This window comes from Pseudarthrobacter sp. L19, assembly GCF_050859435.1.
Lineage (GTDB): Bacteria > Actinomycetota > Actinomycetes > Actinomycetales > Micrococcaceae > Arthrobacter.
This window is the reverse complement of record NZ_CP193935.1, coordinates 1,486,430-1,499,885: the sequence shown is the minus strand read 5'-3', so window position 1 is coordinate 1,499,885 and position 13,456 is coordinate 1,486,430. Positions and strand designations below refer to the sequence as shown.

7 protein-coding genes and 2 rRNA genes are annotated in these 13,456 nt (G+C 65.7%); 4 read left to right on the top strand and 5 right to left on the bottom strand.

The genetic code is table 11. The features are described from left to right. Positions 1-83: 83 nt before the first annotated feature. From ACRQ5B_RS07010 to ACRQ5B_RS06995, 4 genes are all read left to right on the top strand, one after another. Entirely contained in the window at positions 84-953 is an 870-nt protein-coding gene (locus ACRQ5B_RS07010; RefSeq protein WP_432398269.1) for an aldo/keto reductase, read from the top strand. Between the two features lie 61 nt (positions 954-1,014). Beyond that, positions 1,015-1,722, top strand: a complete 708-nt coding sequence (locus ACRQ5B_RS07005; RefSeq protein WP_432398266.1) for a type 1 glutamine amidotransferase domain-containing protein — start codon at positions 1,015-1,017, stop codon at positions 1,720-1,722. Between the two features lie 49 nt (positions 1,723-1,771). Continuing rightward, positions 1,772-3,466, top strand: a complete 1,695-nt coding sequence (locus ACRQ5B_RS07000; protein WP_412884280.1) for a helicase HerA-like domain-containing protein — start codon at positions 1,772-1,774, stop codon at positions 3,464-3,466. 156 nt (positions 3,467-3,622) lie between these two features. Next, complete coding sequence (locus tag ACRQ5B_RS06995; protein ID WP_432398262.1) at positions 3,623-4,615, top strand: hypothetical protein; 993 nt, start codon at positions 3,623-3,625, stop codon at positions 4,613-4,615. Between the two features lie 78 nt (positions 4,616-4,693). Here the strand turns inward: ACRQ5B_RS06995 and ACRQ5B_RS06990 are convergent, their stop codons facing one another. From ACRQ5B_RS06990 to ACRQ5B_RS06970, 5 genes are all read right to left on the bottom strand, one after another. Next, positions 4,694-6,655: an NHL domain-containing thioredoxin family protein gene (locus ACRQ5B_RS06990; protein WP_432398259.1), complete on the bottom strand. Its 1,962-nt coding sequence runs from the start codon at positions 6,653-6,655 to the stop codon at positions 4,694-4,696. After that, positions 6,655-8,793 carry a cytochrome c oxidase assembly protein gene (locus ACRQ5B_RS06985; protein WP_432398256.1) on the bottom strand — a complete coding sequence of 713 codons (2,139 nt, stop codon included), beginning with the start codon at positions 8,791-8,793 and terminating at the stop codon, positions 6,655-6,657. The genes ACRQ5B_RS06990 and ACRQ5B_RS06985 overlap by 1 nt, the downstream gene beginning before the upstream one ends. Before the next feature lie 131 nt (positions 8,794-8,924). Then, on the bottom strand, positions 8,925-9,212 hold the full coding sequence (locus tag ACRQ5B_RS06980) for an HU family DNA-binding protein (protein WP_056341443.1): 288 nt from the start codon (positions 9,210-9,212) through the stop codon (positions 8,925-8,927). 678 nt (positions 9,213-9,890) lie between these two features. Next, a 5S ribosomal RNA gene (gene rrf, locus ACRQ5B_RS06975) occupies positions 9,891-10,007 on the bottom strand. Between the two features lie 225 nt (positions 10,008-10,232). Continuing rightward, positions 10,233-13,358, bottom strand: a 23S ribosomal RNA gene (locus tag ACRQ5B_RS06970). Positions 13,359-13,456: the final 98 nt, after the last annotated feature.

Here is a 13,456-nt window from a genome sequence, read left to right as displayed (position 1 = left end):
GGTGCCCGTCTTATTTCTGCCAATCTCCGTTGCGGCCGCCACACCGGCGGAATACTCAGCACCCTTACTGTGTTGGCCTTGCCATGAGCCACGAGACATCAGAGCACCAGGAAGTATCCGCCACGATCGACCTGCCGGGCGTCGGAACCGTCCACCGGCTCGGCTTCGGTGCCATGCGCATCGTCGGCGACGGCGTGTGGGGCGAGCCGGCTGACCGTGCCGCCGCCGTCGCCGTCGTCCGCCGCGCCGTCGAACTCGGCGTCGACTTCATCGACACCGCCGACTCCTACGGCCCCAACATCAGCGAGGAAATCCTGGCCGAGGCGCTGCACCCGTACCCGGCGGGCCTGAAGATCGCCACGAAGGTGGGCTTCACGCGCACCGGGCCGGATCAGTGGATCCCCGTCGGCCGTCCGGAGTACCTGCGCCAGCAGACCGAACTGAGCCTGCGCAAGCTTAAGGTCGACGCCCTGGACCTGCTGCAGCTGCACCGGATCGACCCCAAGGTCGATGCCGAGGAGCAGTTCGGCGTGCTCCGCGAGCTGCTGGACGAGGGCAAGGTGAAGGCTCTGGGCCTGTCCCAGGTAAGCGTCGCCGAGCTGGAACAGGCAGGCAAGCACTTCACCGTCTCCACCGTGCAGAACCGCTACAACCTGACCGACCGCAGCTCCGAGGACGTCCTGGACTACGCCGAGGAGAAGGGCATCGGCTTCATCCCCTGGGCCCCCATCTCCGCTGGCGAACTCGCCCGGCCGGGCGGACCGCTGGACGAGGCCGCCAAGCGCCTCGGCGCCACCACCTCGCAGGTGGCCCTGGCCTGGCTGCTCCGCCGCTCCCCCGTCATGATGCCCATCCCCGGCACCGGTTCCATCAAGCACCTCGAGGAAAACCTCGCGGCCGCCGGCGTCGTCCTCGATGACGCCACCTTCGCCGAGCTCAACGACGCCCGCTAGACCCTCTTCCACCCCACATAACCCCACCGCCGGGTCCGCCCGGCAGAACAGGAAGCACACCATGGCCAACATCCTGATGGTCGTATCCGCCGCCGATTCCCTCACCATGCGTGACGGCAGCCAGCACCCCACCGGTTTCTGGGCCGAGGAGCTCGTCGTCTCCCACCAGGAGCTGATCAAGGCCGGCCACACCGTCCACATCGCCACCCCCGGCGGCACCAAGCCCACCGTGGACCAGGTCAGCCTGCAGGCGGACCAGGCCGGCGGCCAGGAGCGTGCGAACGGCTTCCGCTCCTACCTGGACCAGATCGACGGCGAACTCTCCTCCCCGCTGGTGCTCGCCGACGTCGACCTCTCCGGCTACGACGCCGTTGTCATGCCCGGCGGACACGGCCCGATGGCCGACCTCTACCAGGACGCCTCCCTCGGCAAGCTCCTGACCCAGGCCAACAACGACGGCAAGATCATCGCCCCGTTCTGCCACGGCCCCGCCGGCCTGCTCAGCGCGGTCGACGGCGACGGCACCTTCGCCTTCGCCGGCCGCCGCGTCACCGTCTTCACCAACGAGGAGGAACTCGGCGGCGGCACCGGCGAGAACACCCCGTGGTTCGTCGAGGACGAGCTCAAGAACAAGGGCGCCGTCGTGGACAACGGCGGAGCCTGGACCTCCCACGTGATCCGGGACGGCAACCTGATCAGCGGCCAGAACCCGCAGTCCAGCGCGGACGTGGCCCAGGAAGTCATCAAGGCCCTCACCGCCGCAAAGTAATTCCGGCCGACGCCGGGTCCGGGCAACCGGACCCGGCTAAGCTAGCCGCATGGCGATCAAATCCACCGCAGATAAAGTAGCCACACTCCAAAAGGGATACACCCTGGAGGGTCCCACGATTGAGCTGGGAGCAGCGATCGTCGACGGCGAGCTGCACAAGGAAGCACCGGTCCGCCTGCCGCTGGCCATGATGAACCGGCACGGCCTGGTGGCCGGCGCCACCGGCACGGGCAAGACCGTGACGCTGCACATGATGGCCGAACAGCTCTCCACCGCTGGGGTCCCGGTGTTCCTCGCGGACATCAAGGGCGACCTCTCCGGCCTCGCCACCGCGGCCGCCGGCTCCGAGAAACTCAAGGCCCGCACCGACAGCATCGGCCAGCCGTGGTCCGGCAAGACCTTCCCGGTGGAATTCCTCGCCCTCGGCGGCGACGGCGCCGGCGTCCCGGTCCGCGCCACGGTCACCTCCTTCGGCCCGATCCTGCTCTCCCGGATCATGGACCTGAACGAGACCCAAGAATCCAGCCTGCAACTGGTCTTTCACTTCGCGGACAAGAACAACCTCGAACTGATCGACCTCAAGGACCTCCGCGCGGTCATCCAGTTCCTCACCTCCGATGAGGGCAAGGAAGCCCTCCAGGACCTCGGCGGGCTCTCCAAGGCCACCGCCGGCGTCATCCTCCGCGAACTGATCACCCTCGAGGCCCAGGGCATGGAGAAGTTCTTCGGCGAGCCCGAGTTCAACACCGCCGAGCTGCTCCGCACCGCCCCCGACGGCCGCGGCGTGGTCTCCTGCCTGGAACTGCCCACCCTGCAGACCAAGCCGATGCTGTTCTCCACCTTCCTGATGTGGCTGCTGGCGGACCTGTTCGAGGACCTGCCCGAGGCCGGGGACCTGGACAAGCCGAAGCTGGTCTTCTTCCTCGACGAGGCGCACCTGCTCTTCAACGGCGCCTCCAAGGCCTTCCTCGATGCCATCACCACCACCGTGCGGCTGATCCGCTCCAAGGGCGTCGGCATCTTCTTCGTGACCCAGACCCCGAAGGATGTCCCCGCCGACGTCCTGGGCCAGCTGGCCAACCGGGTCCAGCACGCCCTGCGGGCCTTCACCCCGGAGGATGCCAAGGCCCTCAAGGCCACCGTCTCGACCTTCCCGGTCAGCGACTACGACCTTGAGGAAACCCTGACCACGGCGGGCATCGGCGAGGCCGTCATCACCGTCATGAACGAGAAGGGTGCACCCACCCCGGTGGCGCTGACCCGGCTGCGCGCGCCGGAATCCGTGATGGGTCCCAGCGAGGCCGCCCTGGTGGCCAGCACCGTGGCGGCCTCGTCGCTGCTGGCCGCGTACGGCACCGCCGTCGACAACGTCTCGGCCTACGAGAAGCTCTCCGGCAAGGCCGCCGCACCCACGGGTCCGGCCGCCGGCCCGGCCTCGGCGCCGGAGACCGGGGCTACCCCGGCCGGCACGCCCACCGACGTCGACGCCGACGCGCGGCGGATCGAGGAGGAGATCCTTGGCCGCCCGAGCAGCCGCCCGGCCCCCGCTCCCGAACCCCGCCGTGCCCCGCAGGCCCCGCCCGCCCCGCAGCAGGGCGGCGGCATGGCCGGTGACCTGGCCGGCGCCCTGGGCGGTGCGCTCGGCGGCGGGCTGAAGAGCATGGCCCGGTCCTTGGGCACCCAGCTGGGCCGCGAACTGCTGCGCGGCGTCTTCGGCACGTCTTCCCGGAGCCGTCGCCGCTGACGCCTGTGGGGTGCAGGCTGGGAGCGCCCGGCTGTTGGCCTGACTCCGGCCTCTCTGGGGTCTGGCTGGGGCTTCTCTGGGCGCGTCCGGCCGTCATGCACGGACGTCGTGACACCGGGATTTGGCGGGGCGGCAGGTAACGTAAGAGTCGTGCAGATGAGTCAGGCCGTCGTCAAAACCGCAGCCCTGTGGCTGCTGGGCCTGATGCTGGCAGTGGCCGGCGCCGTCGTCGCCATCAACGTCGTGAACAATTCCCTGGCCAGCCCGCAACAGCCGGTGCGCGAATATCTGGACGCGCTCCGCCAAGGTGAGGGCGCCAAAGCCCTCGGCCTGCTGCACGCCTCCGTCCCCAAGAGCAACGCCGCCATGCTGGATGGCGCCGGCCTGAAGGCGGCCGCGGCGCGCCTCTCCGACGTCTCGGTGGGCCGCGCGGAGGACCGGGGCGGCAACCGGGTGATGGTGCCGATCGACTACAGCATCGACGGCAGCCGCCAGCGCACGGAGTTCCTGCTCCAGGGCTCGGACCCGCAATGGCTGTTCTTCCGGGACTGGGCCTTCGTACCCACCACGCTGCCCGTCCTGGACGTCACCGTGGTCAACTCCAACCACGCCGCCCTCAACGGGGTTCCGGTCAACATGCCCAACGGCCGCAACAGCTTTGCCGTGTTTTACCCCGGCCAGTACGAGGCGTCCCTGAACAGCCAGTACTTCGCGGCGCCCCCTTCCCGGACCACGCTGACCGGCAAGGACGCCCCGGCCGCGCCGCTGAACCTGCTGACCCGCGCCACCGACGGGCTCAAGAGCGCCGTCTCGGCCAAGGTCAAGGAATTCCTGGATACGTGCGCGGACCAGGCGGACAAGAAGCAGCAGCTCCAGCCGGACTGCCCGTTCTACCACGCCACCAACAACCGGGTGGTGGACGGCACCATCGACTGGAGCATCACCGACTACCCGGTGGTCAGCATCGAACCCTTCGGCGGCCGCTGGGTGGTGGCGCCGCTGGACGGCAAGGCCCGGATCAAGGCCCGTCAGGTGGACCTCTTCACCGGCGCCGTCACCGAACTGAACGCCGTGCACGACTTCAGCTTCACCGCCCGCCTGGACGTCGACGGGGACTCGGTGAAGCTGACCCCGCAGCTGACCGGCTAGGTCCCTGTAGCGCCGGCCAGCGGCGCACCGGGGCATAAAAGGGCCGGTCCGGGTCAGACCCGGACCGGCCCAGTCGCCTTAGTCCATTCCGCGCAGATCCAGCAACAGCTCGGAGTCGCCGTCGGGCTGCAGGGTCACCGGGATGCCCCAGTCCTGCTGGTACAGGTGGCACGCCGCGTGGTCCGGGATCTCGCCGTCGGCGTCCTCGGGCCCGTCACAGGCGGCCGCCCGGGCCGTGATGTGCAGGACGCCCTCGGGGACATCGGAGGCCAGCTCCAGGGTGCGGAGCAGTCCCACGGACGTCCCTCCGCCGGCCACCAGCAGCTCCGGCGGGGTGGAGGAGATTTTCAGCTGCGTCGGGTCGCCCCAGCGGTCGTCCAGCTTCTGCCCTGTCGGGGCGGTGAAGCGGACCGTCAGGGACAGCAGCCCGGGCGCCACCGGGCTCTTGGGCCGCTGCGTCTGGGCTGCGCCCTCATCGACCTGCTGGGCTTCCTTGGGAATCGGCACGTACACCAGCTGGTGCTTGTTGGCCTCGACCACCACCAGCAGCGGCTCCTCGCCGGCCACGTGGGTGTGGTCCACGATCACGTCGGAGGGCTCGGACAGGCCGCGAGCCAGGGTGGACACGGTTCCGGTGGCCGGGTCGTAGCGGCGGACCGCGCCATTGTAGGTGTCGGCGATGGCGACGGAGCCATCGGGCAGCACGGTGACGCCCAGCGGGTGCTGGAGCCGCGCCTTGGCGGCCGGGCCGTCGCGGAAACCGAAGTCGAACAGACCCTTGCCCACGGCGGACTCGACGGTGACGCTGCGGTCCTCGCCGATCACAAGCTTCCGGAGCGCGGAGGTCTCGGAGTCGGCAACCCAGATGTTGCCGTCGGCGTCCTCGGCGAGGCCGGAGGACTGGGCGAACCAGGCCTCGGCCGCCGGGCCGTCCAGGAGCCCCTCGAGGCCGTTGCCGGCGACGATGGTAACGGCTCCGGTCACAGGGTCGAAGCCGAAGATCTGGTGCACGCCCGCCATGGCCACGACCACGGCGTCGAGCTTCGCGGACCAGACGACGTCCCACGGCGAGCTGAGCGCCACCTTCAGCGGGTCTGCTTCCAGCGGGGCACCGTAGGCGGCACCCTCCTCGTCCACGCGGGCCGGCCCGGTCTCGAGCAGCCGCTGGATGCCGTTGCCGGCCAGAGTGGTGGCCTCACCGGTGCGGAGCGATAGCCCGCGGAGCCGGTGGTTCACCGAGTCGGCAATCACGACGTCGTAGCCGGCCTCGTCGGCCACGTCCTGGGGCAGCAGCACCAGGCCCTGGGGTTCGTTGAAGCGGGCGTCGGCGGCGCCGCCGTCGGCGTACCCCTTCTCGCCCGAGCCGTAGGTGCCCAGCACCGTCTCAAAGTCGGTGGAGAGTTCCACCAGGCGGTGATGGCCGGTGTCGGTGACCAGCCAGGACCCGGCGTCGCCCGCGGCATCGGAGCCGCGGCCGGCGGGCAGGTAGAGGGCCTTGCCGGGGAACCGGAGGGTGCCCGACGTCGGTTCCGGCGCCACGTAGGGGCCGTCGCCGCGGTGCAGGGTGCCCTTGGCCTCGTGTTCGGCGATGAGTTCGGGGATCAGCACGGCCAGGCCGTCGGCGTGACCCTCACCGGAGAGGTGCGCCACGATGTAGCCCTCGGGGTCGACGACCACCAGGGTGGGCCAGGCGCGGGCGGTGTACGCCTTCCAGGTCTCCAGCTCCGGGTCGTCCAGGACCGGATGGCGGATCTCGTAGCGTTCGACGGCGGCGGCGAGGGCCACCGGGTCCGCCTCGTGCTCGAACTTGGGCGAGTGCACGCCCACGGTCACCAGGACGTCCGAGTACTCCTGCTCGAGGGGGCGCAGCTCGTCCAGGACGTGCAGGCAGTTGATGCAGCAGAAGGTCCAGAAATCCAGGAGCACGATCTTGCCGCGCAGGGATTCGAGGTCCAGGGACTTGCCGCCGGTGTTCAACCAGCCGCGTCCCACGAGTTCGGAGGCCCGGACCCGGTGGTGGGTGCGTACTGTTTCGCTCATCAGCGTCCTTCCAGCTTGGAGTTTCGGTCGGCCAGCTTCGCGTCGCGTTCGGCGAGCTTGGCAAACATATCGTTGTAAGCGGTGAGATCGGCGTCGTTATTCCTGTCCGCCGCGCGGTCGGTGCGCTTCGATTCGCGCGCGTCGGAGCGGGACCACTGGACGGCGACGCCGATCGCCACCAGCAGGGTGGGTACCTCGCCGATGCCCCAGGCCACGGCACCGCCGGTCTGCTGGTCCAGCAGGGCCGACTGTCCCCAGGCCCGGCCGAGGTTGCCGAAGTAGTCCGCGGCCAGTAACCCGGTGCCACCCATGATGGAGACGCCGAAGAAGGCGTGGAAGCCCATGGTGGCCAGCAGCAGCAACAGGCGCATCGGGTACGCGGCGCGGCGCGGCAGCGGATCGATGCCAATCATGGTGAGCACGAAGATGTAGCCGGTCAGGAGGAAGTGCAGGTTCATCAGCTCGTGGCCCACGTGGTCGCGCATGGCGTAGCCGAAGGCGTCCGAGAAGTAGAACAGGATGATGGACCCGGCGAAGTTCGCGGCGGCGAAGAGCGGGTGCGTGACCAGCTGGGAGAACTTCGAGTGCACGAAGATCAGCAGCCATTCCCGCGGGCCGCGTGAGCTGTCACGGCGCGCGGTGAGGGCGCGCAGCGCGAGGGTCACCGGGGCGCCGAGGACCAGGAAGATGGGCGCCACCATGGTCAGGGCCATGTGGTCCACCATGTGCGCGGAGAACAGCACCCGGCCGTAGACCGACGGCGGCCCGGAGGTGATGTAGGTCAGGACGATCAGGCCGATGATCCAGTTCGCCGTCCGGAACCAAGACCAGGAATCGCCCCGCTTGGTGACCTTCCGGACGCCCAGCAGGTAGGAGACCAGGCCGGCGGCGGCCACGGCCACCCAGAGCCAGTCGAAGCGCCATTCGGTGAGCCATCGCTCCGGGGTCAGCTCGGGCGGCAGTTCGTAGCCGGAGAGGATGAACGCCGGGGAGGCGTCGGGGGCGAAGGTGGTGGGCTGCGGCGGGGCCGAGCGGCCGAGGGCCACCGCCAGGCCGGAGGTGGCGCCCATGATCAGCAGTTCGACGGCGATCAGCTGCCAGAGCACCCGGCGGGCCGTCTTTCCGTGGCCCGTGGCGCCCAGCTGCGGGATGACCCACTGCCGGTGCATGAAGCCCACGCCGCCGAGGACCAGGGTGGCAGCGGCCTTGGCCATGATCAGCTGCCCGTAGGGGGAGCCGAAGAGGTCGGCCCAGCTGGAGACCCGGATGCTGGCGTTGATGATGCCCGAGCCGAAGACCAGGGCGAAGGCGAATCCGGCCAAGGCGGAGAAACGCCGCAGGGTGGGTTCGGTGATGTCGGCCTTGCCGCCGGAGCTGGTGAGAATTTGGGAGAGGAGGGCGAGCACGATGATGCCGCCCACCCAGGCGGACACACCGGCCAGATGCAGGGCCAGGGAGTTGATCGCGCCCTCGTGGTCGTTCGAGCTGGCGGAGTGGCCGATCAGCGCCTGCGGGATCAGGCCGCCCGCGGCGATGACCAGCGTGATGGCCAGCGCGCCACGGGAGCGGATGCCGAAGAGTGCGGTGGTCACGACGGCGGCGATGATGACGACGGCGAGCCAGGCCCTGCCGGTGTCGATGTCCGTCATGTAGTAGACCAGCGACTTTGTGAACTGCGGGTCGCCCGCGAGCGTCTGGCCGGCGATGTCGGCGTAGCTGAGCACCAGGACGGCGACGGCGGACAGCGTCCAGACGACGCCGGCGATCGCCGTGACGGCCAGCGCCCGGGTGAAGGCGGGGTGTTCGGGGGCGTTCTTGTCGCGGGAGGCCTTGCGGGTCGAGTTCCGCGGCAGGATGCCGACGGCGAAGAGGAGGCCGCCGATCACGGTCGCGATCGAGATGTTGTGCAGCGCCTTGGTGACCGGCAGGCCCCAGCGGACAAGGGCGCCGGGGTCGGAGACCGCGCGGGCGCCCGCCGCGCCGGAGAACAGCAGTCCGGCGATCAGGGCGGCGAAGAGTGCCGCCAGCCCGGCCCACAGCCACGGTTGCGTGATGCCAGGGGTGCCGGCGCCGGAGCCAGCCGGTCCGCCCGGCCGGGAGGACGCTGCCGGACTCTGGGTTCTCGTAGCAAAAGGCACAGTTCCATTGTCCGCTACTGCCGCCGCCGGGCCGAATCCGGGGTCACGGCGGGCCGGCCGCTGGCGGGTTGGTTAGACGCAAGGAGCGGCAACCCGCGAGGGGTTGCCGCTCCTTCAAGCGTGGAAGAAGACTACTTCTTCTTGGCGACGGCGGCCTTCAGCTTGGAGCCTGCGGTCAGCTTGACGCTGTGGCCGGCGGCGATCTGAATGGTCTCGCCGGTCTGCGGGTTGCGGCCGGTGCGGGCAGCGCGGTCGGTGCGCTCAACGGCGAGCCAGCCCGGGATGGTGATCTTTTCGCCCGCGGCGACAGAGGTCTCGAAAACCTCGAACAGTGCATCGAGCACGGAGTTGACGGCTGCCTGGCTGGTGCCGGCCTTGCCAGCTACCTCTGAAACAAGTTCACTACGGTTCTTAGCCATGTATGTCCTCCTGGACTGATCTAATTTCTGAAGCCTGCCCGCAGTGCGCGAGCAAGCCACTCTTCGAAAACTTACCAGCTAGGCGCCCGCGAGGAGACAAAATTCCGCGTGTTTTCGCGCTTTTTTGGCCAAAATCACGACTTCGCGGGGGTTTGGACGGCCCATTTCAGCCCTCAGCGGACGCATCAGTATCATCACCCCCAGCCGGCGCACCACCGGCCGGGCGCCGGGCAAGCGGGGAATCGTCGGGACAGAGGCCGGGAATCGCTCCGCGGCGCCCCTGATCAAGGGGCTGTGGCCGGGCCGTTGCCATGCTGCAGGCGTGGGCGCCGGGCTGCTGGCCTGGATTCTGGGGACCGGGCGCTGGCTCCGGGGCACTGGGCGGCGGGGTACCGACCCCAGGTCCAACCCTGGGCCCAGGGCCTGCGCAAGCCTCCCCAGTCGCCTGCTGAGCTCGGATCCAGTAGCGCGCTGGGGGCCGGTGCCATCCTCCCCTGAAGCCCGCCGATCCCAGGTCGAGCAGCGAGCTAGGAGCCGGCAGTGCGCCTCCCCTGAAGCCTGCCGAATACCAGGCTTCCCCAGCTTACGGTCGGCCCGCCACAACGGTCCTGTCGTTTATGGGTGGTTAAAGTGGGAGAGCCTCCAACCGTGTGGTTGGAGGCTCTCGACCTAATGGTTGTCCGGCGGTGACCTACTCTCCCACACCCTCCCGGGTGCAGTACCATCGGCGCTGTGGGTCTTAGCTTCCGGGTTCGGAATGGGACCGGGCGTTTCCCCCACGCTATGACCGCCGTAACCCTGTTACCCGGACCGAACCCCTGCGGGGTTGGCGGGAAATCTATTGTGGTTACAACTCTGCTTTTAGGGCAGTGTGGTGTTGTATTCAATTATGGTTTGGTTCCGTGCAACGCAACGTACCCGTGGTGGGTTTGTTGGTTGGGAACCACATAGTGGACGCAAGCAGTCTTGTTCTTCATACCCACCCCGCGGTGTTCCAGTCGATGCTGGCGGGGGTGGTGTGTGGTGTAAGTTATCGGCCTATTAGTACCGGTCAGCTTCACGAGTCTTTAGTCCTCGCTTCCACATCCGGCCTATCAACCCAGTGGTCTGGCTGGGGGCCTCTCACACACAAGGTGTATGGAAATCTCATCTTGAAGCGAGCTTCCCGCTTAGATGCTTTCAGCGGTTATCCCATCCGAACGTAGCTAATCAGCGGTGCACTTGGCAGTACAACTGACACACCAGAGGTTCGTCCGTCCCGGTCCTCTCGTACTAAGGACAGCCCTTCTCAAATTTCCTGCGCGCGCAGCGGATAGGGACCGAACTGTCTCACGACGTTCTAAACCCAGCTCGCGTACCGCTTTAATGGGCGAACAGCCCAACCCTTGGGACCTACTCCAGCCCCAGGATGCGACGAGCCGACATCGAGGTGCCAAACCATGCCGTCGATATGGACTCTTGGGCAAGATCAGCCTGTTATCCCCGAGGTACCTTTTATCCGTTGAGCGACGGCCATTCCACAATGTACCGCCGGATCACTAGTCCCGACTTTCGTCCCTGCTCGAGATGTCTCTCTCACAGTCAAGCTCCCTTGTGCACTTACACTCGACACCTGATTGCCAACCAGGCTGAGGGAACCTTTGGGCGCCTCCGTTACTTTTTAGGAGGCAACCGCCCCAGTTAAACTACCCATCAGGCACTGTCCCTGACCCGGATTACGGGCCGAAGTTAGATGTCCAAAGTGACCAGAGTGGTATTTCAACGATGACTCCACCCGAACTGGCGTCCGGGCTTCAACGTCTCCCACCTATCCTACACAAGCCACTCCGAACACCAATACCAAACTATAGTAAAGGTCTCGGGGTCTTTCCGTCCTGCTGCGCGTAACGAGCATCTTTACTCGTACTGCAATTTCGCCGAGTTTATGGTTGAGACAGCGGGGAAGTCGTTACTCCATTCGTGCAGGTCGGAACTTACCCGACAAGGAATTTCGCTACCTTAGGATGGTTATAGTTACCACCGCCGTTTACTGGGGCTTAAATTCTCAGCTTCGCCTTGCGGCTAACCGGTCCTCTTAACCTTCCAGCACCGGGCAGGAGTCAGTCCGTATACATCGTCTTGCGACTTCGCACGGACCTGTGTTTTTAGTAAACAGTCGCTTCCCCCTGGTCTCTGCGGCCCCGCCACGCTCCGGACAGCAAGTGTCCATCACGATAGGGGCCCCCCTTCTCCCGAAGTTACGGGGGCATTTTGCCGAGTTCCTTAACCATAATTCTCTCGATCGCCTTAGTATTCTCTACCTGATCACCTGTGTCGGTTTGGGGTACGGGCGGCTAAAACCTCGCGTCGATGCTTTTCTCGGCAGCATAGGATCACCGGATCCCCCCATACGGGGGTCCCATCGGGTCTCAGGCATCATGAACAGCGGATTTGCCTACCGTTCGCCCTACATCCTTAGACCGGGGCAACCATCGCCCGGCCCGGCTACCTTCCTGCGTCACACCTGTTAATACGCTTGCCTCCCAGGATCAGGTCCCGCGCTCCACCAAAACCCTCACACCACAAGGGTGATCGGGCAGGTCTCGGGCGGTTAGTATCCCCTGTTCAACATGGGCGGTTTTTCGCCGGTACGGGAATATCAACCCGTTGTCCATCGACTACGCCTGTCGGCCTCGCCTTAGGTCCCGACTTACCCAGGGCAGATTAGCTTGACCCTGGAACCCTTGATCATTCGGCGGACGGGTTTCTCACCCGTCTTTCGCTACTCATGCCTGCATTCTCACTCGTGTAGGCTCCACCGCTGGTTTACACCGCGACTTCACTGCCCACACGACGCTCCCCTACCCATCCAGACGCCTGAACCACAAGGGCTTAGCAAAAATCTGAATGCCACAACTTCGGCGGTGTACTTGAGCCCCGCTACATTGTCGGCGCGGAATCACTTGACCAGTGAGCTATTACGCACTCTTTTAAAGGATGGCTGCTTCTAAGCCAACCTCCTGGTTGTCTTCGCAACTCCACATCCTTTCCCACTTAGCACACGCTTAGGGGCCTTAGTTGGTGGTCTGGGCTGTTTCCCTCTCGACTATGAAGCTTATCCCCCACAGTCTCACTGCTGCGCTCTCACTTACCGGCATTCGGAGTTTGGCTGACGTCAGTAACCTTGTAGGGCCCATTAGCCATCCAGTAGCTCTACCTCCGATAAGAAACACGCAACGCTGCACCTAAATGCATTTCGGGGAGAACCAGCTATCACGAAGTTTGATTGGCCTTTCACCCCTACCCACAGCTCATCCCCTCCATTTTCAACTGAAGTGGGTTCGGTCCTCCACGACGTCTTACCGTCGCTTCAACCTGGCCATGGGTAGATCACTTCGCTTCGGGTCTAGATCACGCCACTGCAACGCCCTATTCAGACTCGCTTTCGCTACGGCTTCCCCACACGGGTTAACCTCGCGACGTAACACTAACTCGCAGGCTCATTCTTCAAAAGGCACGCCGTCACAACTACAAGGCTGCTCCGACGGATTGTAAGCACACGGTTTCAGGTACTGTTTCACTCCCCTCCCGGGGTACTTTTCACCTTTCCCTCACGGTACTGGTCCGCTATCGGTCATTAGGGAGTATTTAGGCTTATCAGGTGGTCCTGACAGATTCGCACGGGATTTCTCGGGCCCCGTGCTACTTGGGATACTCTCCAGGCGGCGTAAAAACATTTCGGTTACGGGGCTCACACCCTCTCTGGCCGGCCTTTCAAGACCGTTCACCTATGCCCACGCTCTCACCCCACTGTCCCGGCAGAGACAGAACGGAAAGTCCCACAACCCCGACCATGCAACGCCCGCCGGCTATCACACATGGAACGGTTTAGCCTGATCCGCGTTCGCTCGCCACTACTAACGGAATCACTATTGTTTTCTCTTCCTGCGGGTACTGAGATGTTTCACTTCCCCGCGTTCCCTCCACGCACCCTATGTGTTCAGATGCGGGTCACCAGGCAACTCGCGCCCCTGGCGGGGTTTCCCCATTCGGACACCCTGGGATCACAGTCCGGTTATCGACTCCCCCAGGCTTATCGCAGATTCCTACGTCCTTCTTCGGCTCCTAATGCCAAGGCATCCACCGTGTGCTCTTAAAAACTTGACCACAAAAGATCAAGGAGTAATTTCGAGAGAACCACAGAAACCAACCACACCACAACAACACCACCCCAAAGGGCGACACCATCGAGCGCAGCCAGATCC

Bases quoted from the DNA above. Each gene is read 5' to 3' on its own strand.
- ACRQ5B_RS06995 (WP_432398262.1), top strand. From the start codon at position 3,623: ATGAGTCAGGCCGTCGTCAAAACCGCAGCCCTGTGGCTGCTGGGCCTG.
- ACRQ5B_RS06990 (WP_432398259.1), bottom strand. From the start codon at position 6,655: ATGAGCGAAACAGTACGCACCCACCACCGGGTCCGGGCCTCCGAACTC.
- ACRQ5B_RS07010 (WP_432398269.1), top strand. From the start codon at position 84: ATGAGCCACGAGACATCAGAGCACCAGGAAGTATCCGCCACGATCGAC.
- ACRQ5B_RS07005 (WP_432398266.1), top strand. From the start codon at position 1,015: ATGGCCAACATCCTGATGGTCGTATCCGCCGCCGATTCCCTCACCATG.
- ACRQ5B_RS07000 (WP_412884280.1), top strand. From the start codon at position 1,772: ATGGCGATCAAATCCACCGCAGATAAAGTAGCCACACTCCAAAAGGGA.
- ACRQ5B_RS06980 (WP_056341443.1), bottom strand. From the start codon at position 9,212: ATGGCTAAGAACCGTAGTGAACTTGTTTCAGAGGTAGCTGGCAAGGCC.